Source organism: Bacillus sp. 7_6_55CFAA_CT2 (genome assembly GCF_000238655.1).
GTDB lineage: Bacteria > Bacillota > Bacilli > Bacillales > Bacillaceae_G > Bacillus_A > Bacillus_A cereus.
Genome location: NZ_JH414708.1, coordinates 553,622 through 575,713, shown reverse-complemented (window position 1 = coordinate 575,713; position 22,092 = coordinate 553,622). Strand labels below are relative to the sequence as shown.

Genomic DNA, 22,092 nt, shown 5'->3' with positions numbered 1-22,092 from the left:
GCATGCACAAAAGTAAAAGTCAATGACACTTGCGGAAAAATAAAAATTATTTAAAATAAAGTTGCAATTCAATTATCTTTTATTGTAAAGTTAAAAACATAATAAAAATTTCATACGAACATTCTTATCTAGAGAGGTAGAGGGACTGGCCCTGTGACGCCTCAGCAACCATTAACATTTTGTTAATAAGGTGCTAATTCCAGCAAATTGTGAAAGATTTGACAGATGAGAAGAAGACTCTATTCAAACCGAAAGCCTTCTTCTTAGAAGGCTTTTTTTATTTTATATTCACTTAATGTTTCAATTTAAAAAGGAGGAATTTTCACATGTCAACAATCGAAACAAAACTAGCACAAATCGGAAATCGTAGTGAAACTACAACTGGAACGGTTAATCCACCAGTTTATTTCTCAACTGCTTATCGCCACGAAGGAATTGGTAAATCTACTGGCTTTGACTATTCACGAACTGGCAATCCAACTCGCGGTCTTTTAGAACAGGCGATCGCAGACTTAGAATATGGCGAACAAGGTTATGCCTGTAGTTCAGGGATGGCGGCTGTTCTCCTCGTCCTTTCTCTATTCCGCTCTGGAGACGAACTTATTGTATCTGAAGATTTATACGGGGGAACGTATCGATTATTTTCTGAGCATGAAAAAAAGTGGAATGTTCGATGTAGATACGTAAATACACAGTCTATTAAACAAATTGAGCAAGCTATCACAACTGAAACGAAGGCTATTTTCATAGAAACTCCAACTAATCCATTAATGCAAGTTACCGATATTGCTGCTGTCGCAACTGTAGCGAAAAGGCACGGACTACTTCTTATTGTAGACAACACATTCTACACACCTTATATACAGCAACCATTAACAGAAGGTGCTGACATTGTACTTCATAGCGCAACGAAATATTTAGGGGGACATAACGATGTACTAAGCGGGCTTGTCGTTGCAAAAGGAAAGGAACTTTGCGAGGAAATCGCTCATTATCATAATGCATCAGGTGCAGTTTTAAGCCCATTTGACTCATGGTTATTAATTCGCGGTATGAAAACGTTAGCGCTTCGCATGAGACAACATGAAGAAAATGCGAAAGCAGTTGTTGCGTATTTAAATGATGAAGACGGGGTGACAGATGTATTTTATCCAGGAAGAGGCGGCATGATTTCATTCCGCCTTAAAGATGAAGCTTGGATTAATCCATTCTTACAATCTTTATCCTTAATTACATTTGCCGAAAGTCTTGGTGGTGTAGAAAGTTTAATGACTTATCCAGCAACGCAAACACATGCTGATATTCCTGAAGAAATTAGAACAGCAAACGGCGTATGCAATCGTCTTCTTCGATTCTCAGTTGGCATTGAAAATAGTAACGATTTAATTCAAGACTTAAAGCAAGCCATTAAACTCGTAAAAGAAGGTGTAAGAATATGAGCTATTCTATAGATACACTCTTACTACACAACCAATATAAACATGACTCGCAAACAGGCGCTGTGAACGTTCCTATTTATAACACATCAACTTTTCACCAGTTTGATGTAGATACGTTCGGAAAATATGACTATAGCAGGTCAGGAAATCCAACTCGTGAAGCTCTTGAAGATATCATTGCTTTATTAGAAGGCGGAACAAAAGGATTCGCCTTTGCATCAGGCATTGCAGCGATTTCCACTGCATTCCTCCTTCTTTCACAAGGTGATCACGTACTCATTTCAGAAGATGTGTACGGAGGCACTTACCGAGTGATAACTGAGGTACTCTCCCGTTACGGTGTTTCACATACATTTGTTGATATGACCAATTTAGAAGAAATAAAACAAAACATGAAACCAAATACAAAGCTCTTTTATGTAGAAACACCTTCTAACCCACTTTTAAAAGTGACAGATATTCGCGAGGTTTCTAAACTCGCAAAATCTATTGGCGCTCTTACTTTTGTTGATAATACATTTTTGACACCACTATTCCAAAAACCACTTGAACTTGGAGCTGATGTCGTTCTTCATAGTGCTACAAAATTTATTGCTGGTCATAGTGATGTTACTGCCGGATTAGCAGTAGTAAAAGATGCCGAACTCGCTCAAAAGCTTGGATTTTTACAAAATGCATTCGGTGCTATTTTAGGACCTCAAGATTGTTCTCTCGTACTTCGCGGTCTAAAAACATTGCACGTACGCCTCGAGCATTCAGCTAAAAATGCCAATAAAATCGCACATTATTTACAAGAGCACGCTAAAGTACAAAATGTCTATTATCCGGGATTACAAACACATCTCGGATTTGATATTCAACAATCTCAAGCAACATCAGCTGGAGCGGTCTTATCGTTTACTTTGCAGTCAGAAAATGCACTCCGCCAATTTTTATCAAAAGTAAAATTACCTGTTTTTGCAGTTAGTTTAGGAGCTGTAGAGTCAATTCTTTCTTATCCAGCAAAAATGTCACATGCAGCACTGTCGCAAGAAGCTCGTGATGAAAGAGGAATCTCTAATTCATTACTTCGGTTATCAGTCGGTCTTGAAAATGTTAACGATTTAATATCCGATTTTGAAAATGCCCTTTCTTATGTAGAAGAACCTGTAAATGCATAGAGAAAAAGAAGATATGAGATTAGGTTTTCATATCTTCTTTTTCTGCGTTTTAATTATATTCATTTGAATTTCTTCTTTTCTTATAGTCCATAAAAAAATAAAAGTATATCATCTATTTCCAAATAATGGATTAATTGATATATTAAGAAATAAAAAGGGGTGAAAATAATGGATATTTGTTCAGATATTTTAATCGTTATCGATTTACAAAATGGCGTATGTTATAGCGAGGAGCATTTATTTGATTTACAGAACTTACTAACAAAAGTAAATAAAAGAATTTATTCATACAGAAAATTAAATAAACCAATCCTTTTTGTTCAACATTGTGATGATGATTTAGTACCCGAGAAAGAACTTTGGGCTATTCATACCGATCTAGATGTTCAAGAACAAGATTTTTTTGTAAGAAAAACACATGCAAATTCATTTTATAAAACAAACTTAAAAGAAATTTTAGATCAATTATCTGTAAATTGCATTGAATTTTGTGGCGCCCAAACAGAGTACTGTATGGATGCTACGATTAAGTTTGCCCACGGACTAGGATACGAAAACTTTATGGTACAGAAAACAACCTCTACGTTGAATAATCCTTTTATGTCCGCAAAAGAGACAATTGATTTTTATGAGAACATATGGAATCACAGATTTTTAACGTTGCTAAAAGATGAATTTTAGAATAAATGACTAATGACTTGATCATCCTAAGATTTATCAGCCGTAAGCAAATATTTCATTATCACCATAAAGAAGCGAATTACATTCAGCTTCTTTTCTTTTAACCTGTTTTATATTCTATATATATCATTATAATTCCTTTGTCATATTATTTTAAAAATTTCGTATATTCATTTGAAAGAATAAGAAAATCATGATAAAATTGTGTTACAAATATATCTATATCTTTCAATTTTTAAAACGCATCGAAATTTTCACCCAAAAATGTCATTTTACAAAAACATGCTAATTTACCTATTTTATTTACATCAGGGTCTCTTTTCTTACAATTTCTTTACTTTAGGACTTTTTTTCTGCAACAACTATTTTCTTTTCTTTAAATTTTTGGTATGTATAGTATGGTATAATAGCTCACACGGAGGTGGAAAAGAACATGTTAGAAACCTTTCAAAAAGAATTAGAACTATATGAAAGTAATGCAGAATTATTAAAAGTGCTAGCTCATCCTGTTCGTTTATGTATCGTAAAAGGATTAATCGAGCGCGGTCCAAGCAACGTTTCTACAATGTATACTGGCTTAAACATGCCACAATCTACAATTTCACAGCATTTAGCAAAATTAAAAAGCGCTAAAATCGTTTCTAGTGAAAGAAAAGGATTGGAAATTTATTACAAAGTAGAGAATGAAACAATCATTCAACTCGTTCGCGTATTATTAGGTTAGGGACTAATAATCGAAGAAAAAGAACGTATTCTATATTTTTCATCTCATATCTTTAATATAAATATATATCATGAGAGGAAATATATAATACTACATAAGTCGTATTAAAAAACAAGACACAGTATATACTGTGTCTTGTTTTTTATATTGTTACATATCGATCCAAATGTAAATGTTGCATATCTTTTGTATGTATAACAACATCAAATGCACTCCCTACTCCTCCATTCAAAATCATAGAACGAACGGCTCGATTTTGTTTTTGCGTTTCAGAAAAAGGATTCATATCTTGATGGCTCGTAAGCTGTTCTAATATCCCTGCAGCTAACAAGAACTCAGATTGTTTCTTATGCCATACTGCACTCATTCCTTGCATACTAAACATCTCCTTTAGCTCGTCCCAATGAATATGAGTAGTAAGATCCATTTCACCTGGATGCGCTAGTGGGTTACGTATTAGCTTATGCTGATAATACCCTCGCAAACTTCCTTCACGGTGTGCTGGATGCATCCACTCTTCTTTTGTGTATCCGTAATCAACTGTAATACATATACCTTTTTGAAACCATTTCGCAATTTCTTTTATATACTCCTCCATCACAATTGGTACTTCAAAACGTTGCCCTTCAGCAATATGAATATTATATTTCAATAAATAGCGACCAATTCTTTTATCTAACGGCCTACATACTTCTGAAAGGTTTCCTTCCTCTGTATATGTAATACGTACTTCATACAACATACCATTTCTTTTCTCAATTATTTCAACAGGAAATGCATCAAACAACTCATTCGAAAAAAGAATTCCCTCGAAAGAATCTCCCATTTCACTATAGGAGGTATAGTACGATACATTAGAAAATGAGCCAAGGTGCTCCTGCTGTAATTTTCTATGAAAAGGGCTCACTTCAATCATTGAATAGTTTAAATCAATAAAGGTTTTTGGAGATACTTGCTTCCATTCTTGTAAAACATCATAGGCAAACTTCCCTGTTCCTCCGCCAATTTCACAAATATTCGGAGCAACTTCACCATTTTCAACAAGACGAATAAAAAGTTTAGCAAAAGTTTTTGCAAACACAGAGGATACGTTGCTACTTGTAAAAAAATCTCCTTGTCTTCCAATCTTTTCACGTTCTTTCATATAATATCCATGACCTTCTGTATACAATACAAGGTTCATATACGTACTATATGAAATTGAATAATCCTTTTCTTTCCCCATCCATTCTCTTAAAATGAGCTCCATTCCCATAATGACTCCTTATTGTAAAAACGGATTATTTTCTTTTTCAAAGCCAATGCTTGTTTCTGGACCATGTCCACATAAAACCGCTGTTTCATCTGGTAATACAAATAATCTCTCTTCAATACTTCCAATTAATTCAGCGAAACTTCCACCAGGTAAATCTGTTCTTCCAATGCTCATTTGGAACAATACATCTCCTGAGAATACAGCATTCGCCTCTTTACTATAATAAGAAATACTTCCTGGAGAATGTCCTGGTGTCTCAAAAATTTCAAAATTAAATGATCCAATTGTTAATGTACCTTCTGCATCAATAATATGATCCGCTGGTTTTGCTGTAATACTGCGGTTCATCATAAAAATTTGAGAGCCGTTTACAGTTGCATCTCCTAACCAATCTGCTTCTTCTTTATGTACGTACACAGGAATATGAAAAGTGTCTCTTACCGCATCAACAGCACCGATATGATCAAAGTGAGCATGTGTTAATAAAACAGCTAATGGTTTTAATTGTTCTTCTTGTAAATATGTAACGAGCTTTTCACCTTCATGACCAGGGTCAAAGATAATGCACTCTTTTTGATCGTTCATTAAAATATAAGCATTTGTTTGTAATGGGCCTAACGGCATTTGTATCCATTTCATATGAAAATCTCCTCCAGTTATTAAACTTACTTTTAATGATACAACATTTCTTTCTCTGAGGAAAAGAAAGGATGCTATCTCGACAATCATTTTTAAAACATGTACAATATAAAAGAGTAAATATTCCAAAAACTCATAATAAGAAATGGGTAGACAGAGGAGGATATTGTATGGGCCTTGTTATTATTTTTACACTTGTCACTCTGTTAGCTGTATTTGCTACGCTTAGAACACTTCGTGAAAAAAACTTTTTCGCGAGCGGCTTTGCAATTGCAACTGTACTCGTTTTCGGATGGTTTACGATCATGACTGTTCTATATAACGGGTATCCACCAGCAGCTTAATTCGTTTACACTTTATTCTTCATCGAGATTTCACACAAAAAGAGGAAGGGTTCCCCCTTCCTCTTTTCATATTTCACAACTTATATCATCTTCGCTTCGTATTTGTGCTTTTTTACAAGCCAAGCTCCTCCGATAACGCCTGCATCATTACCAAGTGTTGCAATAGCTAACTTCGTGCTCTTTACAGCACGTGAGAAAGCGTATTGCTCGAAATAGCGTTGAATTGGTTCTAATAGCGCATCTCCAGCTTTAGACACGCCTCCACCAATAACAATTTTCTCTGGGTTCAATGTACTAGAAAGGTTCGCTACAGCTAATCCTAAATAAGAGGCTACTTTTTCTACTACTTCACCTGCTAATTCATCACCTTGTCCAAGTGCTTCAAAGACATCTTTTGATGTAATACGTCCTTCTTCAGCTAACATAGAACGCAACATGCTCTCTTTATTAGTCTCTTGTATTTTTTGCATAGCAACACGTACAATACCTGTCGCAGATGCTACTGTTTCTAAGCAACCAGACTTTCCGCAATTACATGGGAAAGCATTTTCTGTAACGACTGTAATATGTCCAATCTCACCAGCAGCACCACTCACGCCGTGTACAATCTCACCATTGGCGATTACACCACCACCAACGCCCGTACCAAGTGTCATACAGATTAAATCTTTTGCACCTTCACCAGCACCTTTCCACATTTCACCAAGCGCTGCTAAGTTTGCATCATTATCAATAACAACAGGTAATCCTGTTTCTACTTCTAATAAATCTTTTAGCGGATAGTTTTTCCATCCTAAATTAACCGCTTCATAAATCATTCCAGACGCCACATGTACAGGACCAGGAGCTCCCATACCAATACCAATTAACTTGCTCTTCAATTCGCCTAATTCTTCTAGCTTTTTATCAATTGCTTTCGCAACATCAAGTGTAATATGTTTTCCTTGCTCACCTGTATTCGTAGGGATTTCCCACTTATGTAAAATTTCACCGTATACATTAATAAATGCTAATTTAATCGTTGTACCACCAAGGTCAACACCAACTAACCATTTCTCTTCCATGTTGCTTACCTACCTTTATCTAATTCTTATTTAGCTCTTTTTGAATTTCTTGCTTCAATAAAAATAAAGCTGTTTGATAGTCTTGTGGATCGATTAGCTGTGATTGATTTAATTCACGCAATTCATCTTGCATTAATTGTAAATCAGCAATTCGATCTCCCGTATAAATAATCGTACCAAATTTCTTTAGCAATTGCTGAATATCATAAATAGATACCATTTCATCACCCTCTATGCTCACTTACTATAAAAAATTATAATAAGAAAACGTTCACATATTTTATTATAATCAAGAAGAAAAAGTCTCGTCAATTTTTATTTGTCTATACAAGCTTATTTGTAAGCATTGTTCCTTTTTCTGTAATAATTTTTTCTATGTTTTTATCAAATGGCTCTACCGGAATGTGTTTTACCATTTGAAAATCATACGCTAATGATAGCGTTTTCCCTTTATAATGCACGAGATAACGATCATAATAGCCACCGCCGTACCCAATTCGCTCTCCTCGTTCTGTATAAGCTACGCCTGGGACAATTTGAAGATCAATTTCATCCATATTCACTTCTTCCGTAAGCCCGGGAATCGGTTCACGTAAATTCATATACACCGTTTCTAATTGATCAAAATTATTAATTTGCCGGAAAGACATCGTTCTTGTTCCTTTATTACACTTAGGAACTACAACTTTCTTTCCTTCTTCCCAAGCTTTTTCGATAATTGGATATGTATTCACTTCATTTTCCATTGAAAGAGTAATTCCAATTGTTTTAGCTTCAACCCACTCTTTTTGCGCATACAACGAAAATGCAATCTGTTCTGATAAAGTTGTATACTGTTCTTCTGATAAAGAATTCATGTGTTCTATTATTTGTTTACGCAAACGTACTTTCTCTGCTTTCACACACTCTCCCCCTTACAGTGACACTTTACTCTATGCTGATAGTGTATCACTTTTAACATAGGAATCGAATAAAAAAAAGAAACAGTAGGAAAATATTCCTACTGCTTACTTTGTTTCACGGTGTAACGTAGACTTCTTGTCACGCTTGCAATACTTTTTAAGCTCGATACGCTCAGCGTTGTTACGTTTATTTTTCTTTGAGATATAGTTACGATCTCCGCATTCTGTACATGCTAGAGTAATATTCACACGCATTCTTATTTCCCTCCAGTACTAATAACTTAAATCAGACTATACTATAATACCACTTTTAAAATAAAAATTCTACACCTTTTGATATTGTCTAATTTTTTCTATAAGATTTTTCATGTTTTCCCTTGCTATTACTGGGTTTCTAGCATGTGAATACACCAAAAATTTTGGTTGTTTTGTGTCAGAAACGATATAAGACCACTCTTTTTCAGTATATTTGAACTGTACTCCTTCAAATATACCTTCTCCCTTCCTTTCTATATCATCCAATAATTTCCTCATAATTTCCCCTTTTTCATTCCATGAACATACCACTTCATCATAAAGTAAATAGAGCGGAGGTGATTGCTCCACTATGCTGAGAAACGTTTTTCCTTGCAATGCTATTAGCTCAAATAATTTTCCAATCCGATATAAAATATCTCGCTTCCACCTTACTTGAAACGCCTTTCTTTCATCCTGCGTATAAAATAGAAGATAACATTCCCCTAACTTCAAAGACATTGGGTAAATATTTCCTGTCGATTCGAGTAAGAAATCTGGAATATCTACCTCTTCCAAATCTGTACCTTGGTAAATATTACTATGTTTATCGTATAACTCGAAATGATTTCCTTGCTCAGAAAATATAAGAGCCATATTCGCTTTACTTGATTTCATCAAAGCTTTCACATGATCTTTTTGTTCGCTTGCATAAATCCATGTAACTGTACAACCAAGTCTTTGCAGAAAGAGCATAAGTAAATGTTGCAACGTATCATTTCTCTTATTAATAAGAAGATGAAACTTCTGCATCTGTATTTTCTCGATATCAATATGCTCCAATATAACTTCTATATACTCATTCATAGAAACATGAACCAGCTTATTACGCCCCATTTCTTTCTCCATCACGTAATAAAACAATTCGGACATATATACTTGTTCTATCTCTTTTTGCTGCTTATACGTTAACGGCATGCCAGCTTGACCGTATAACTTTATAACAATCTCATTCTCATTCTCTACTTGAATGAAAACACCACCTGCACATTGCAAATGATGAACACTATATTGAAAAAGTGACTCGTTCATTTCTTTACATTCCATCGTATGAATCCCTATACCATGAATAGCATGTAAAAATAAATTTTTATAAGAGGTTGTTTCTATATTTTCTTGACTTCCAATTAATATACTTTCTCCTTTTTTAAAAAGAGAACCATACGCCATCGCAATCTTCACGATAAACTGGGGAGTAATTTCAACATTCCCTCTTCCTACAATGCGGCTTTTTTGTAACCACCCTGCACTCATTTCACTCTCTTGAATACCAGCCGCTCCTACTATCGAATGACTATCAATCGCCTTATAAGGCCATACTTTTCCTTTTTGCTTAATTACCGTACTTCTCCCGATATGACAGTGATCCGCTACAACGCTTTTTTGAAACAGTGTAACATCATCTTCAACTATTGTACGCTCTCCTATTGTCGTTTCTAATAGTTCACAATACTTCCCAATGTGGGCATTCGCAAAAACAATACTTTTTTGAAGATGAGAATAACTTGAAACGATACTATTTTTCCCAATAATAGAATATGGCTCAATTACAGCTCCTGTACCAATCTTTACTCCTTCTCCAATAAAAGAGGGGCCATGAATTTTCGTCCCTTTACCAATCGTCACCCCTTCTCCCATCCATACCATCGGTAATACTTCCGTATAAGGAATAGGTACTTGTAACTTTTTCGTTAACAAATCAAAATGTGCTTGTCGATATTGATTAAATGTGCCGATATCTAACCAATAACCTTCTGACAAATATGCGAATAATACATTTTTGTTTGCCAATAACGGAAACACATCATGACTGAAATCACAAAATTGTCTAGGCGGTATGTAAGAAAAGATTTCTGGCTCCATAATATATATGCCTGTATTCACAACATTAGATACTACCTCATTCCAGCCCGGCTTTTCTATATATCGTGTAACCTCCTGGTCTTTATTTATTACAACCAATCCAAATGAGAGTGGATTTTCTACTTCTTTCACAAACATTGTTACCATTCTTTTCTTTTGTTCATGAAACCTAATTCCTTCTGATAATTGAAAGTCAGTTAATGCATCCCCGCTTATCACAACAAATGTTTCATCTAAAAATTGTTCTGCTTGTTTAATACTCCCTGCTGTGCCAAGCGGAGGAGAGTCTTCAAAATAATACAAGTTAACTCCCCATTTACTACCGTCACCAAAATATTGCTTAATGGTCGTACTCATATATTGAACAGTAATTGCAATTTCACGAATACCATGCTGGCGTAATAACTCAATATTATATTCTAAAACTGGTTTTTCTAATAATGGTAACATCGGCTTTGGAGTATTACATGTTAATGGTCTAAGGCGTCTTCCTTTTCCTCCAGCTAAAATAACCCCCTTCATATACTTCAGCCTCCACTTATATAATGTTCAGTAACTTCATATACCATATGTATATTCCCTATCCCACATGAACTAGCAGCATAAACTTGATTAGTTAAACAAATCCTCATTTAGAAGACCATATAATTAAATTTCTCACCTATAAAAACGTACATTTCAAACAACAAGAAAGCGCTTACTATTAATTGTTAAATAATACTTATTAACGACCAACATATATACTAATTTTCCCATTACATTATGATACATCTTATCATCATAAACTAAAGGAAACAACGAGCTTTTTTTGTCATGTTTTGACTAAAAAAAGCAGGTGATTTCCCATCACCTACTTTAATTCCTACTCATTCAATAAATAATGCTTTCCTTTTACTAAATAAAAGACATTTTCAGCAATATTTGTAATATGATCTGCTACACGCTCAATATATCTCGCGACAAATGATAATTGTGTAATTTGCGTAATTGCTTCTGGTTGTTCCGGAACCGAAGATATAAACTCACGAATTGCTTTTCCATATATTTCATCAACGGAATCATCCATTTCAGCAATTTGTTTCGCAAAAGTTAAATTTTCTTGTTCATATGCTTCTAACGCTAAATGCAACATCTCATTTGCAACCGCAAACATTTCATCCAGGTTGTGCAAACTAACAGCCACTTCTTTTTCCCCAAGACGAATTGTAGCCTTTGCAATATTAACAGCATGATCTGCAATACGCTCTAAATCTGTCGCTGTTTTAATTGAAATAAAAATCCTTCTTAAGTCACTTGCTACAGGTTGCTGCTTCGTAATGAGCATAAGCGCAAGATCGTTTATTTCCTCTTCTAAATTATCCATGCGGTAATCACCATCAATGACCTCTAACGCTTTCTCTACATCCCTTGTATGTAGACCTTCCATAGCAATCAATAAAGCCGCATTTGCTAATTCTCCAAGCTCGATCACCTTTTGCTGTAACGCTTTTAAATCACCTTGAAACTGTTCTCTTACCATTTTTCTTCCCCCTCAATATTATGTGCCATTATATAAAAGTGAAACTTTAATCACCCCTCATCAATCGGGCTTTTATGCTTGTAATAAACCTTAAGATAAGGAGAAGTATTACTTCTCTATTAACAGTAAGATAAAATAAGAAATGCCCTCTGTTAAGAGGGCATTTGCTCTTAGCTTTGAAACGATATCAACCAAAGCGACCTGTAATATAATCTTCTGTACGCTTATCTGAAGGAGTCGTAAATAATTTGTTTGTATCTGTATACTCCACAACTTCCCCGCTTAAGAAGAAAGCTGTTTTGTCTGAAATACGCGCTGCTTGTTGCATATTATGCGTTACGATAACAATACTAAAATCTTTCTTTAGCTCTTGAATTAATTCTTCTACTTTTAATGTTGAAATTGGGTCTAATGCCGATGTTGGCTCATCCATTAAAATAACGTCTGGCTCAATAGCTAAGCAGCGTGCGATGCATAGACGCTGTTGCTGTCCACCAGATAAACCGTATGCATTATCGTGCAAACGATCTTTTAACTCATCCCAAATCGCTGCTCCACGTAAACTTTTTTCAACAATTTCATCTAATGTCTTTTTGTCACGAATACCATGGATTTTTGGACCGTATGCTACATTCTCATAAATAGATTTTGGAAATGGATTTGGCTTTTGGAACACCATTCCTACATGCGTTCTTAATTCTTCAACTGGATATGATTTATCAAATATATTGCGTTCTCTATACTCAATTACACCTGTAGTTCGAACGATAGGTACTAATTCTACCATGCGATTTAATGTTTTTAAGTAAGTTGATTTACCACAGCCACTTGGACCGATAATGGCTGTAACTTCATTCTCATGAATACTTAAATTAATATCTTTTAAAGCATGGTCTTCCCCGTACCATAAATTTAAGTTTTTCGTATCAAATACTACCTTCTTTGGCGCAGTCTCGATTTTCTCTTCATTTTTCACCTGTACATTTACTACTGTTGCTACCATTTGAATTCTCCTTCCATCCATTTCCAACTTATTTTCGATTTCGTAACCATAAAACAAATATATTGATAAATAGCAACAAACCTAACAAAACAATCATCCCAGCTGCTGCTACATACTGAAATTCTTCTTGTGGCCTACTCATCCAATTAAAAATTTGAATTGGTAGAACTGTAAATCTATCAAACATACTAAATGGAACATAATTTGCAAACGCAAGTGCCCCAATAACTAATAGTGGTGCAGCTTCTCCAATTGCTCTTGATATCGCTAACGTACAGCCCGTTATAATCCCTGGGAAAGCATATGGCAATACAATTTGATACATCGTTTGCCACTTCGTAGCACCTAATCCGTAAGAACCCTCTAATAACACACTTGGTACTGATCGAATTGCTTCTTGACTCGCCACAACAACTGTTGGTAAAACGAGTAAACTCATCGTCAGCGCTGCTGCAACTATACTCTCTCCTAAATGAAGAGCATATACAAAAATAGTTAAACCAAGCAATCCAAATACAACGGATGGTACTCCTGCTAACGTTTGATTATTAATCTCTATTATTTTTTTAAATAGAGATTCCTTCGCATATTGCTCTAAATAAAGTGCTGTTCCAACTCCAAATATAAAAGAAACAGGTATAACAATACTCATAAATAATATTGTCCCTGACAAAGCTGCAGCAATACCAGCTTCTTTCGGATTACGTGAAGCGAAATTTGTAAAGAAATCTATTGAAAGATAACTTATACCTTTTTCAACAATTTGAAACAGTAACAAAAACAAAATTACGATTGAAAATAAAATTGCTATATAAAATAACAATTTGTAAATTCGATCTTTTAAAAAGCGTGATGCCATGTTTTTTTGTATTTTTTTATGATTCAACATTCGCATATTATGTCATCCTCCTAAAACGGCGCATAATAGACTGCGAAATGATGTTCATAATAAAGGTAAACAAAAATAACGTTGCACCTACAGCATACATGCTGTAATACGTAATCGTTCCATGCGGAGCATCACCTAAACTTACTTGCACAATATAGGCTGTTAACGTTTGAATTGAATGTGTCGGATCAAGCGATACATTTGGTGTGGATCCTGCTGCAATTACAACAATCATCGTTTCACCAATTGCACGAGAAGCCGCTAATATAATTGCTGCCATAATCCCTGTAAAAGCGGACGGAAACACCACTTGTTTTACCATTTCAAACCGCGTCGCTCCGAGTGCTAATGAAGCTTCTTTCGTCCCTTTCGCCACAGCTCTCATCGCGTCTTCAGATAGAGATGCAACGGTAGGCATCATCATAAATCCGATAACGATTCCTGGACTAATCGCATTAAAAAACTGTAAATCTGGTATAAGCCTTTGTAAAAGCGGCGTAACAATTGTTAATGCAAAAAAACCATATACAATTGTCGGGATACCTGCTAATAGCTCTAACATCGGCTTTAATATTTTCCGTGCACTATTTGAAGCATATTCGCTTAAAAATACGGCACACGCTAAACCGATAGGAATTGCTACAAACATAGCAATTGCAGTTATAAGGAACGTTCCACATATGAGTGGTAATATACCGAATTTAGGGTCTTCAAAAAATGGTAACCATTCTTTCTCCGTCAAAAAGGAGTATAATGATATTTTTTGAAAAAACATGATTGTTTCATTAGAGAGCGTAAAAACAATTCCAAGTGTCGTCACAATAGAAACGCTAGCAATTATTTTTAGTAATAAAGGCACTATTCGATTGATTCGCTGCGTTTTTTTTCTTTGTTTTGTATTTCTTTCAATCAAATGTTGTACAGAAAATGTAATTTGACTTTTGTCATTATGAGCCAAAGATGAAAACCCCTTTCCACCCTGACATTACCTTTTTATTTCTGTTAACATACGCAGCTGTTCATTGTATTTTTCTTTTCGTAATTTTACATACCCGACCTCTTCAGCGAGGTTACCGACATGCTGAATCATAAACTCAACATAGTTTGCTACATTCATTTTATTTCGGATAGATGCATTATTCACATAAGCAAGTAGCGGCCTAGATAACGGCTTATACTTACCTGATTGAATGGTCTCTTTCGTCGGAAATACACCATTTACTTTTATTGCTTTCACCTTATCTCGATTAGCCATATAATAAGCATATCCTACAAAAGCAATGGCATGTTTATCATTCATTACCCCTTGCATAATAACTTGATCATCTTCAGACAAAGAGACTTTTTTTACAATGCGATGATTTTGTAAGATGACATTTTGAAAATAATCATACGTACCAGAGTCTACGCCTGGTGCATAAAACTTCACTTGTTCACGTGGCCATGTTGAATGAATTTGTGACCATCGCTTCTCTCTTCCATCTTCACTCCAAAGTAGTCGTAACTCGTCTACTGACATATCGTCTACCCATGTATTATGGCGATTCACAACAATCGTAAGACCGTCGTTAGCAACCTCAAAAGGTGTGAACTGAATAGAGTTTTTCTTCATTTCATTTTTCTCGACTTGTTTCATTACTCTCGAAGCATTATTTATATCTACTTCTCCTTTACTGAAACGATTAAATCCTCCCCCAGTTCCAGAAATACTGATGGAAATTTTCACGTCTGGATGCACCTTTGTATATTCCTCCGCTACCGCTTCTATAATAGGAAAAACCGTTGAGGATCCATCAACTCTCACTTCTCCCGTATCATTTAAAGCAAATGCAGTAGACATTTCAAAACAGAGGAACCATATTGATAATACGAAAATCTTAATCGGTGTACGCATCCATTTCACGTGTTCTTCCTCCTAGAAGTAACCGGAAATAACAGGATTACAGATATAAGAATACTGCTAAACTATTAATTCGGTTTTAATTGTTTGTAAAAGTTTTGTAAAGTTCCACAAAAATCAACATACGATACAATTTTAATTCAGTAGTAGCTATTCATTTCCTCTGATGATTTCCCTATAAAATATTTATCCCCTATCCCACCATATACAAGTATCATTTATAGGGCCGCGTTTTTTCAATGTTGTATACTTGTCCACATTTATTACACGATATGCATAAACCATAAAAAAAAGACACACTATCTTTTCATATAGTGTGCTTTTTTACAACTTTTTTATTCATCATCTTGATCTTTGTTTTTATTGTCTTTATCATCTTTTGGAGCTTCACCATTTACTTCTTTGTTTTTCAAATCAAAGTAAGCGTCCATAATTTCACGACCAATATATCCATTAATACCAGTCTTATCATCATGTACCCATGGAACGACAACAGAGAATGCTACTTCTGGATCTTCAAGTGGCGCATAACCTACTAATGTTAAGTTATATGTTTCCACACGTTCACCGTTTGCCTTTCTACCAATCTCTTTATCTCCGCCATACACAGTTTGCGCAGTACCCGTCTTCCCTGCCGCTTTATATTTTGCACCTGTAAAGTACTTTGTAGCTGTACCACCTGAATCATTATACACTTGTCTAAATCCTTCTTGAACACGTTTAATTTGCGATTCCGGCATATCAATACGATTTAATACTTTCGGTTCCATAGATTGAACAACTTTCCCAACTTCATCTGGTTTCACTGCCGGTTGACGAATTTCTTTTACAACTTGTGGTTGCATACGATATCCGCCATTGGCAATCGTCGAAATATATTGCGCTAATTGAAGCGGTGTATACGTATCATACTGTCCAATTGATAAATCTAGTAAGAAACCTGGTTGACTACTCTTACCCATCTGACCAGCAGATTCATTCGGTAAATCAATTCCTGTTTTTACACCAAGTCCAAACTGTCCGAAATAATAACGCATCGTATCAAATGCTTTTTGAGGTATATCTAACGTACCACCTCTCACATACTGAACACCGGCGATATTCATCGCTGTTTTAAACATATAAACGTTAGAAGACATTTTTAAAGCTGTAAGGTCATTAATATATCCCATCGTTTTCCAAGACGACTTCGTAGGTGTACCTTTTAATTTAATTGGTTCATCCAATTGTACTGCCCCTGGTTGAATCGCACCAGTTTGATATCCAGTAAGTACTGTTGCACCTTTTACAGTTGATCCCATCGGATAAGAACTTGTCATGGTACCTAATGCAAAGTCATTTACTTTCGTTTGGCCATCTTCGTTAACTAATTGTTTCCCCGCCATAGATAAAACTTCACCATTTTTTGGGTTCATCATTACAACAAATGCGCGATCTAAAAGAGGTTCGCTTCCTTTAAACCTCATTAAATTCTTCGCAAGAATATCTTCCACGCGCTTTTGTAATTCCATATCAATTGTTAAGTTCAGGTCATTACCACTTTGTCCTTTTGATACATTAATCGTTTCTAAAATATTACCGTTTTTATCTGTAACATTTCTAACTTCTGCTTTCGTACCGTGCAGACTATCTTCATACTGTTGTTCAAGATAACTTTTTCCTACTCGGTCATTTCGATTGTAATCACGAACAAGATAGTAATCTAGTCTTTCTCTCGGTAAGCCTTCATCAGATGTCGACACCCCACCAAGTACACTTCGGAATAAATCATCGTACGTATATTTTCGCTCCCAATCAACATTCGTATCTACACCTGGTAATGCTGCTAGGTTTTCACTAATAATCGAATATTCCTTTTCTGTAGCATCCTTTTTAATAACTTGAGGTGTCATTGCATATCCGCCGTCCATCTTACTCTTAATCGCTAGTATTTCTAGATCTTTTGCGGATAATTGATTAATCTCTTCTTCTGTTACACGACTTCGCTGACGCTCGTCTAATTCTTTATCATCAATTTTTTTATCTTTAAACTCTTGACGATCTTTATTCGTAATTTTTTCTTTAGCTTCCTCTTTATGCATAGCAAGCCAATAATCTTTTTTATCGCGATCTGTTAATTTATCTGTCGGTACTTCAATCAAATCTGCTAGCTTTTTCGCTGTTTCTAAGCGATCCTCTGCAGTTGATCCCTTCATTTTTGTAAATGTAATAGTACGAATGGCTGCATTATCTACTACAGGTCGCCCATAACGGTCAAATATTTTCCCACGCGGTACAGGATTACTTATCGTTGAGTTTTCTTTCTTCTCCACTTCATTCTTATATTCTTCACCGCGAACAATTTGTACATATCCGAGCCTTACAATAACCGCGGAGAACATTAAAAACACGCAGAAAAACAACACGTTTAATCGAAAAGGAACGTGGGTCTTTTTCTTATTTTGCTTCTGCTTCTTGCTCATACAAACCCCCTCTACCAACAGCTATGTAATGTGAAAGGGACACCCTCATACAGGTGTCCTCACTGCTGTCTTACATCTTTTTCTATTCTAGCATAAAACAAACGAGAAGTTAACCTTCTGGTTCAGTTTGGTTTTGCGCGTTCTCTTGCGTTACAACACTTGTTTTACTCGCATTTCCCTCATCATATTTGACATTTTTAACTGCAAAATAAATAAGAAAATGTCCAGCACCTAAAATACATAATAAGTAAGGTAAACTTTTTTCAGGTGGAAAGAATAGTACAGCACATAAAAAACTTAAAATGGAACAGATTCTTCCGGCGTTTAACCATAACTCCCGAACAACGACATATTCCACACGCCATTCTCTCGCATTTTTCGCTCTACCAATTACGTCATATGTCATTGATCCGTACGGAACAAGTAAAATAGGATATGCAATCGCAATACATGCCGCATAAATAAGTAATTTCGTGTATGTAACATTGAAAATAACTAAAAAGACGACAGCATATAAAATAATGCCCCCAAGTAAAATTGCTTTTTTTCGCCACTCCTTCTTTAACATACGAGCAACTAAGTAATAACATACAAAGGATACAGCAGAGTTCACTAAACTGTATTTCCCTAATGCGAACTCACTATTAGTTGCTAAATAAACATATACTGAAATGACAAAAATAAACGTCCCTTCTCTCAATCCTTGGAAAAAATGAGCTCGTGTAATCTTTCCCCAATTTTTATCAATCCGTCGTTCTTTCAATACTTGCACGATTTCATAACGCCCTTCACATTCTCTTTTAGATAAAAAGAAGCTTAAGACGACAGCAATTGCAAATAGAACTAATGAAAGAAAGAATATAACAGTATAGCCACTCCATTTCTCCATACGTGAAATTGTGTATCCTGCTGCTATTGGTCCAATCATCCCAGAGAAGGATGTAAGAAGTCCAAGAAACCCATTAAAGAAATCTCTTGTTTCTGGTTCTGTAATTTCAAATGTCAATAAGTTAAAAGCCAACCAGTAAAAACCGTATCCTACTCCTAAAAGAGCCCCCATTAATAGAATATACTGAGAAGCACTTTTCCCTGCTACTAAGACAACGATAAAAAAAATTGCGAGCGTTCCTACCCCTATTCGTAATAAAATCGAGCGATCGATACGTTTCGCTAATTTCCCCCCTACAAGAAATGTGAGAGGCTGTAATACCACGCTGGCTAAATTATACAAGCCAAGATTCACATAATTTTGTGTTTGTTTCCATAAATAAATATTTACAAACGTATTCGATAAAGAAATTGCGAGCGTGTATAAACCTCCTATAAGGAGCAATAACACTAAATCCCGATTCACTTCAACGTCACCAATTATATGTTTCCATTTCATACACAACTCTCCTTTACTTCATGTTCTAGTCTTCCAAAGACAAGCCCAATTATGTAAAAGGAAAGCATAGAAAAAAGCTAGGGGCTCTCCCCTAGCTTTTTCTATATTTGTTACAATTATTTTGCTTCTTGGTAACGTTTTTCAGCAGCGTTCCAATCTACAACGTTCCAGAATGCACCGATGTAGTCTGGACGACGGTTTTGGTAGTTTAAGTAGTAAGCATGCTCCCAAACATCTAAACCGATAACTGGCGTTTTACCTTCAGTTAAAGGAGAATCTTGGTTTGGAGTGCTTGTTACTTCTAACTCACCATTGTTTACTACTAACCAAGCCCAACCAGAACCGAAGCGAGTTGCGCCAGCTTTTGCGAATTCTTCTTTGAATGCATCGAAGCTACCGAATTTTGCTTCAATTGCAGTTGCAAGTTCACCTACAGGTTGTCCTCCGCCGTTTGGAGATAGGATTGTCCAGAAGAATGTATGGTTAGCATGTCCGCCACCATTGTTACGTACTGCTGTACGGATTGCTTCTGGTACTTCGTTTAAGTTTGCAACTAATTCTTCTACGCTTTTGTCAGCTAATTCTGCATGACCTTCTAAAGCAGCGTTTAAGTTTGTAATGTACGTGTTGTGATGTTTTGTATGATGGATGTTCATTGTTTCTTTGTCAAAGTGAGGCTCTAAAGCATCATACGCATAAGGTAAATTTGGTAATTCGTGTTTTGCCATTGTTATATTCCTCCCAGTTTATGTATTGCCACTTAAGTGACATACAACTTCATTCTACCCTAATTGCCATAGGGTGCAAACAAATAAATCACATTGTCTTGCTATCATTAAAGTAGCAAAATTCCCACTTCTTTTCAATTAAAATGCTCATATATTCCGTAAAAAAAGCTTCCTTCTACAAGGAAGCTTCCTGCTAACATAATAAACATGTGAAATGGATATGGACCCTGTAGGACTCGAACCTACGACCGGACGGTTATGAGCCGTCTGCTCTAACCAGCTGAGCTAAGGGTCCACAATTATGTATGTAACAACATATCAAATAAAGGAATTCCTATCGGATATGCTCTTTAAGAAATGTAAGATAAATTTACCATATAGAAAAGAAAAGTGTCAATTGTATTTTTCTTATTTAAAAGAAGAAAGTTAATAAAAGAAATTTAGTTATCTCCACTATATGTAAATATAATATATCTTGAGATTCTCTAGATTACTACGTTACAATGATTTTATACATACATAAAGGAAGTGAATCTATGTCCATATTTACCCAATTCGTAAAAAGCATATACTCGCCTAAAGATATGGCGCTATTCCGTTTTCAAAAAATCGGTAAAACCATTTTGTATATTATGCTACTTTGCTTAATTACTACTATTCCAAGAACTTTTTTGTACGGTAGTTTTATCCAAGATGGTGTAAGCATGGTAAATCAAGTCATCGATAAAGATTTACCTGATTTTAAAATTGAAAATGGCGAACTAAAAGCCGATATTGATCAACCTATTGAAAAAGAAGAAGGAAATGCACTTTTCGTATTTGATCCAAATTCAACAGACCTAGAAAAATATCAAAATAAAACAGGTTTATTTGTTTTAAAAGATAAAGTAGTCTCTATGGGAAATGGTCAAATACAAACGTATTCTTATAACGATTTGTTAGGTGCATCTCTTGAGAAAAAAGATCTACAAGAATTTATTTCTTTATTCGATAATATTTATCCGATTTTATTATTTGTTATTGGATTCTTAGTGTACCTATTCCAATTATTCATTACTTTTGTAGGCGTGACTTTACTTGCGTTCATCGGTTCTGCTATGAGCGGTCAACGTAAACTATCCTATAAACAAGTTTGGACACTAACTGCATACAGCTACACAATTCCAACAATCTTCTTTATGATTATGGACGCATGTAAAATTGTCGTACCTGGATCAACATTCATCTATATCGCAGTTGTTTTAATTGTTCTGTACTTAACGATTAAAGAAGTTCCAAAACCGAAAGAAAAATAAGAACGAAAAAAATGCCTAAATAGGCATTTTTTTTTTGGACAAGCATATATTCCTAGCAAAGGAGTGAAGAATATGAAAAGATTAGGTATATTCCTATTCGTGCTTGTTCTCGGTTATATATTTTATTACGATATAAAAATCGGTACTTTACCGATGTTAAGTTCATATAAAAAAACAACTGCTGCTCAAACGATTAAAAAAGAAAACACAGACAGTCAACAAAATAAAGAGAACAAAACAGAAAAAGAAACAGATGTATCTTATAAAACAATTGAAGTAAAAACTGGTGAGACAGTTCTTTCTATTACAGAACAAATTAACAAGAAAAAAATTCCTTCCATAGAAAAAGTCATTGACGACTTTAAACAATTAAATAAAAGTACATCTGCTACAAAAATACAAATTGGAAAGTCTTATAAATTCCCCTTATATCAATAAGCTATCACTTAATCCTTGTCAATTACATAAAGGCGCTGATACAATAGTAAAAGTGAAACCGAGTACTTCGGTTTCTATAGCCCTATATCACGTATACTATCATTGA

The 22,092-nt window shown here is 35.1% G+C and carries 22 protein-coding genes, 1 tRNA gene and 1 riboswitch; of the genes, 7 read left to right on the top strand and 16 right to left on the bottom strand.

The annotated features are described in order from the left end of the window. Positions 1-121: 121 nt before the first annotated feature. Positions 122-232, top strand: a riboswitch (SAM riboswitch). 94 nt (positions 233-326) lie between these two features. The 4 genes from metI (at position 327) to HMPREF1014_RS03110 (ending at position 4,004) form a co-directional block, all read left to right on the top strand. Then, complete coding sequence (gene metI, locus HMPREF1014_RS03125) at positions 327-1,439, top strand: cystathionine gamma-synthase/O-acetylhomoserine thiolyase (RefSeq protein WP_000103889.1); 1,113 nt, start codon at positions 327-329, stop codon at positions 1,437-1,439. Continuing rightward, positions 1,436-2,599 (top strand): cystathionine beta-lyase, encoded by a 1,164-nt coding sequence (metC, locus tag HMPREF1014_RS03120; protein WP_000122303.1) that lies wholly within the window; start codon positions 1,436-1,438, stop codon positions 2,597-2,599. Before metI ends, metC begins: the two co-directional genes overlap by 4 nt. Before the next feature lie 168 nt (positions 2,600-2,767). Next, positions 2,768-3,280: a cysteine hydrolase family protein gene (locus tag HMPREF1014_RS03115; protein ID WP_000350341.1), complete on the top strand. Its 513-nt coding sequence runs from the start codon at positions 2,768-2,770 to the stop codon at positions 3,278-3,280. Between the two features lie 433 nt (positions 3,281-3,713). After that, entirely contained in the window at positions 3,714-4,004 is a 291-nt protein-coding gene (locus tag HMPREF1014_RS03110) for an ArsR/SmtB family transcription factor (RefSeq protein ID WP_000894377.1), read from the top strand. Between the two features lie 142 nt (positions 4,005-4,146). Here the strand turns inward: HMPREF1014_RS03110 and HMPREF1014_RS03105 are convergent, their stop codons facing one another. Next, a complete protein-coding gene (locus tag HMPREF1014_RS03105; protein WP_000525144.1) occupies positions 4,147-5,259 on the bottom strand; it encodes a class I SAM-dependent methyltransferase in 1,113 nt (370 codons plus the stop codon). A gap of 9 nt (positions 5,260-5,268) precedes the next feature. Next, entirely contained in the window at positions 5,269-5,898 is a 630-nt protein-coding gene (locus HMPREF1014_RS03100) for an MBL fold metallo-hydrolase (RefSeq protein WP_000871234.1), read from the bottom strand. Between the two features lie 170 nt (positions 5,899-6,068). On the opposite strand from HMPREF1014_RS03100, the gene HMPREF1014_RS03095 reads away from it, so the two are divergent. Further along, positions 6,069-6,242 carry a DUF2759 domain-containing protein gene (locus tag HMPREF1014_RS03095; RefSeq protein WP_000524852.1) on the top strand — a complete coding sequence of 58 codons (174 nt, stop codon included), beginning with the start codon at positions 6,069-6,071 and terminating at the stop codon, positions 6,240-6,242. An 80-nt stretch (positions 6,243-6,322) separates the two neighbouring features. Here the strand turns inward: HMPREF1014_RS03095 and glcK are convergent, their stop codons facing one another. The 14 genes from glcK to HMPREF1014_RS03025 form a co-directional block, all read right to left on the bottom strand. Beyond that, positions 6,323-7,306, bottom strand: a complete 984-nt coding sequence (glcK, locus tag HMPREF1014_RS03090) for a glucokinase (RefSeq protein ID WP_000391701.1) — start codon at positions 7,304-7,306, stop codon at positions 6,323-6,325. Positions 7,307-7,325: 19 nt separating this feature from the next. Continuing rightward, a complete protein-coding gene (locus HMPREF1014_RS03085; RefSeq protein ID WP_000253699.1) occupies positions 7,326-7,526 on the bottom strand; it encodes a YqgQ family protein in 201 nt (66 codons plus the stop codon). A 103-nt stretch (positions 7,527-7,629) separates the two neighbouring features. Beyond that, entirely contained in the window at positions 7,630-8,208 is a 579-nt protein-coding gene (locus tag HMPREF1014_RS03080) for a 5-formyltetrahydrofolate cyclo-ligase (RefSeq protein ID WP_000642752.1), read from the bottom strand. A 105-nt stretch (positions 8,209-8,313) separates the two neighbouring features. Then, positions 8,314-8,463, bottom strand: a complete 150-nt coding sequence (gene rpmG, locus HMPREF1014_RS03075; protein ID WP_001265616.1) for a 50S ribosomal protein L33 — start codon at positions 8,461-8,463, stop codon at positions 8,314-8,316. A 69-nt stretch (positions 8,464-8,532) separates the two neighbouring features. Continuing rightward, the gene (locus HMPREF1014_RS03070) at positions 8,533-10,887 is read right to left on the bottom strand and encodes a sugar phosphate nucleotidyltransferase (protein ID WP_000679331.1); all 2,355 of its coding nucleotides are present in this window, start codon (positions 10,885-10,887) and stop codon (positions 8,533-8,535) included. Positions 10,888-11,227: 340 nt separating this feature from the next. Then, positions 11,228-11,884 (bottom strand): phosphate signaling complex protein PhoU, encoded by a 657-nt coding sequence (gene phoU, locus HMPREF1014_RS03065; RefSeq protein WP_000251240.1) that lies wholly within the window; start codon positions 11,882-11,884, stop codon positions 11,228-11,230. Positions 11,885-12,071: 187 nt separating this feature from the next. Then, the gene (gene pstB / locus HMPREF1014_RS03060) at positions 12,072-12,887 is read right to left on the bottom strand and encodes a phosphate ABC transporter ATP-binding protein (protein ID WP_000226681.1); all 816 of its coding nucleotides are present in this window, start codon (positions 12,885-12,887) and stop codon (positions 12,072-12,074) included. A gap of 28 nt (positions 12,888-12,915) precedes the next feature. Then, positions 12,916-13,782, bottom strand: a complete 867-nt coding sequence (gene pstA, locus HMPREF1014_RS03055; protein WP_001242557.1) for a phosphate ABC transporter permease PstA — start codon at positions 13,780-13,782, stop codon at positions 12,916-12,918. A 1-nt stretch (position 13,783) separates the two neighbouring features. Next, a complete protein-coding gene (pstC, locus tag HMPREF1014_RS03050; protein ID WP_000940912.1) occupies positions 13,784-14,734 on the bottom strand; it encodes a phosphate ABC transporter permease subunit PstC in 951 nt (316 codons plus the stop codon). A 27-nt stretch (positions 14,735-14,761) separates the two neighbouring features. Further along, a complete protein-coding gene (locus HMPREF1014_RS03045; protein ID WP_000871823.1) occupies positions 14,762-15,679 on the bottom strand; it encodes a PstS family phosphate ABC transporter substrate-binding protein in 918 nt (305 codons plus the stop codon). A 332-nt stretch (positions 15,680-16,011) separates the two neighbouring features. Beyond that, positions 16,012-18,138 (bottom strand): peptidoglycan D,D-transpeptidase FtsI family protein, encoded by a 2,127-nt coding sequence (locus tag HMPREF1014_RS03040; RefSeq protein ID WP_000038984.1) that lies wholly within the window; start codon positions 18,136-18,138, stop codon positions 16,012-16,014. A gap of 109 nt (positions 18,139-18,247) precedes the next feature. After that, entirely contained in the window at positions 18,248-19,525 is a 1,278-nt protein-coding gene (locus tag HMPREF1014_RS03035) for an MFS transporter (protein ID WP_000871385.1), read from the bottom strand. Between the two features lie 116 nt (positions 19,526-19,641). Beyond that, complete coding sequence (gene sodA, locus HMPREF1014_RS03030; protein ID WP_001052031.1) at positions 19,642-20,253, bottom strand: superoxide dismutase [Mn]; 612 nt, start codon at positions 20,251-20,253, stop codon at positions 19,642-19,644. Between the two features lie 221 nt (positions 20,254-20,474). Next, a tRNA-Ile gene (locus tag HMPREF1014_RS03025) sits at positions 20,475-20,548 on the bottom strand. Between the two features lie 241 nt (positions 20,549-20,789). On the opposite strand from HMPREF1014_RS03025, the gene yqgB reads away from it, so the two are divergent. Next, positions 20,790-21,548 (top strand): protein YqgB, encoded by a 759-nt coding sequence (gene yqgB, locus HMPREF1014_RS03020; protein ID WP_000021899.1) that lies wholly within the window; start codon positions 20,790-20,792, stop codon positions 21,546-21,548. Positions 21,549-21,620: 72 nt separating this feature from the next. Beyond that, a complete protein-coding gene (yqfZ, locus tag HMPREF1014_RS03015; RefSeq protein WP_000825416.1) occupies positions 21,621-21,986 on the top strand; it encodes a protein YqfZ in 366 nt (121 codons plus the stop codon). The last annotated feature ends 106 nt before the right edge of the window (positions 21,987-22,092 follow it).

What these genes read in the sequence shown, in the direction of transcription:
- metI (WP_000103889.1), top strand. Translation starts at nt 327, where the DNA reads ATGTCAACAATCGAAACAAAACTAGCACAAATCGGAAATCGTAGTGAA.
- metC (WP_000122303.1), top strand. Translation starts at nt 1,436, where the DNA reads ATGAGCTATTCTATAGATACACTCTTACTACACAACCAATATAAACAT.
- HMPREF1014_RS03115 (WP_000350341.1), top strand. Translation starts at nt 2,768, where the DNA reads ATGGATATTTGTTCAGATATTTTAATCGTTATCGATTTACAAAATGGC.
- HMPREF1014_RS03110 (WP_000894377.1), top strand. Translation starts at nt 3,714, where the DNA reads ATGTTAGAAACCTTTCAAAAAGAATTAGAACTATATGAAAGTAATGCA.
- HMPREF1014_RS03105 (WP_000525144.1), bottom strand. Translation starts at nt 5,259, where the DNA reads ATGGGAATGGAGCTCATTTTAAGAGAATGGATGGGGAAAGAAAAGGAT.
- HMPREF1014_RS03100 (WP_000871234.1), bottom strand. Translation starts at nt 5,898, where the DNA reads ATGAAATGGATACAAATGCCGTTAGGCCCATTACAAACAAATGCTTAT.
- HMPREF1014_RS03095 (WP_000524852.1), top strand. Translation starts at nt 6,069, where the DNA reads ATGGGCCTTGTTATTATTTTTACACTTGTCACTCTGTTAGCTGTATTT.
- glcK (WP_000391701.1), bottom strand. Translation starts at nt 7,306, where the DNA reads ATGGAAGAGAAATGGTTAGTTGGTGTTGACCTTGGTGGTACAACGATT.
- HMPREF1014_RS03085 (WP_000253699.1), bottom strand. Translation starts at nt 7,526, where the DNA reads ATGGTATCTATTTATGATATTCAGCAATTGCTAAAGAAATTTGGTACG.
- rpmG (WP_001265616.1), bottom strand. Translation starts at nt 8,463, where the DNA reads ATGCGTGTGAATATTACTCTAGCATGTACAGAATGCGGAGATCGTAAC.
- HMPREF1014_RS03070 (WP_000679331.1), bottom strand. Translation starts at nt 10,887, where the DNA reads ATGAAGGGGGTTATTTTAGCTGGAGGAAAAGGAAGACGCCTTAGACCA.
- phoU (WP_000251240.1), bottom strand. Translation starts at nt 11,884, where the DNA reads ATGGTAAGAGAACAGTTTCAAGGTGATTTAAAAGCGTTACAGCAAAAG.
- pstB (WP_000226681.1), bottom strand. Translation starts at nt 12,887, where the DNA reads ATGGTAGCAACAGTAGTAAATGTACAGGTGAAAAATGAAGAGAAAATC.
- pstA (WP_001242557.1), bottom strand. Translation starts at nt 13,782, where the DNA reads ATGCGAATGTTGAATCATAAAAAAATACAAAAAAACATGGCATCACGC.
- HMPREF1014_RS03040 (WP_000038984.1), bottom strand. Translation starts at nt 18,138, where the DNA reads ATGAGCAAGAAGCAGAAGCAAAATAAGAAAAAGACCCACGTTCCTTTT.
- HMPREF1014_RS03035 (WP_000871385.1), bottom strand. Translation starts at nt 19,525, where the DNA reads ATGAAATGGAAACATATAATTGGTGACGTTGAAGTGAATCGGGATTTA.
- sodA (WP_001052031.1), bottom strand. Translation starts at nt 20,253, where the DNA reads ATGGCAAAACACGAATTACCAAATTTACCTTATGCGTATGATGCTTTA.
- yqgB (WP_000021899.1), top strand. Translation starts at nt 20,790, where the DNA reads ATGTCCATATTTACCCAATTCGTAAAAAGCATATACTCGCCTAAAGAT.
- yqfZ (WP_000825416.1), top strand. Translation starts at nt 21,621, where the DNA reads ATGAAAAGATTAGGTATATTCCTATTCGTGCTTGTTCTCGGTTATATA.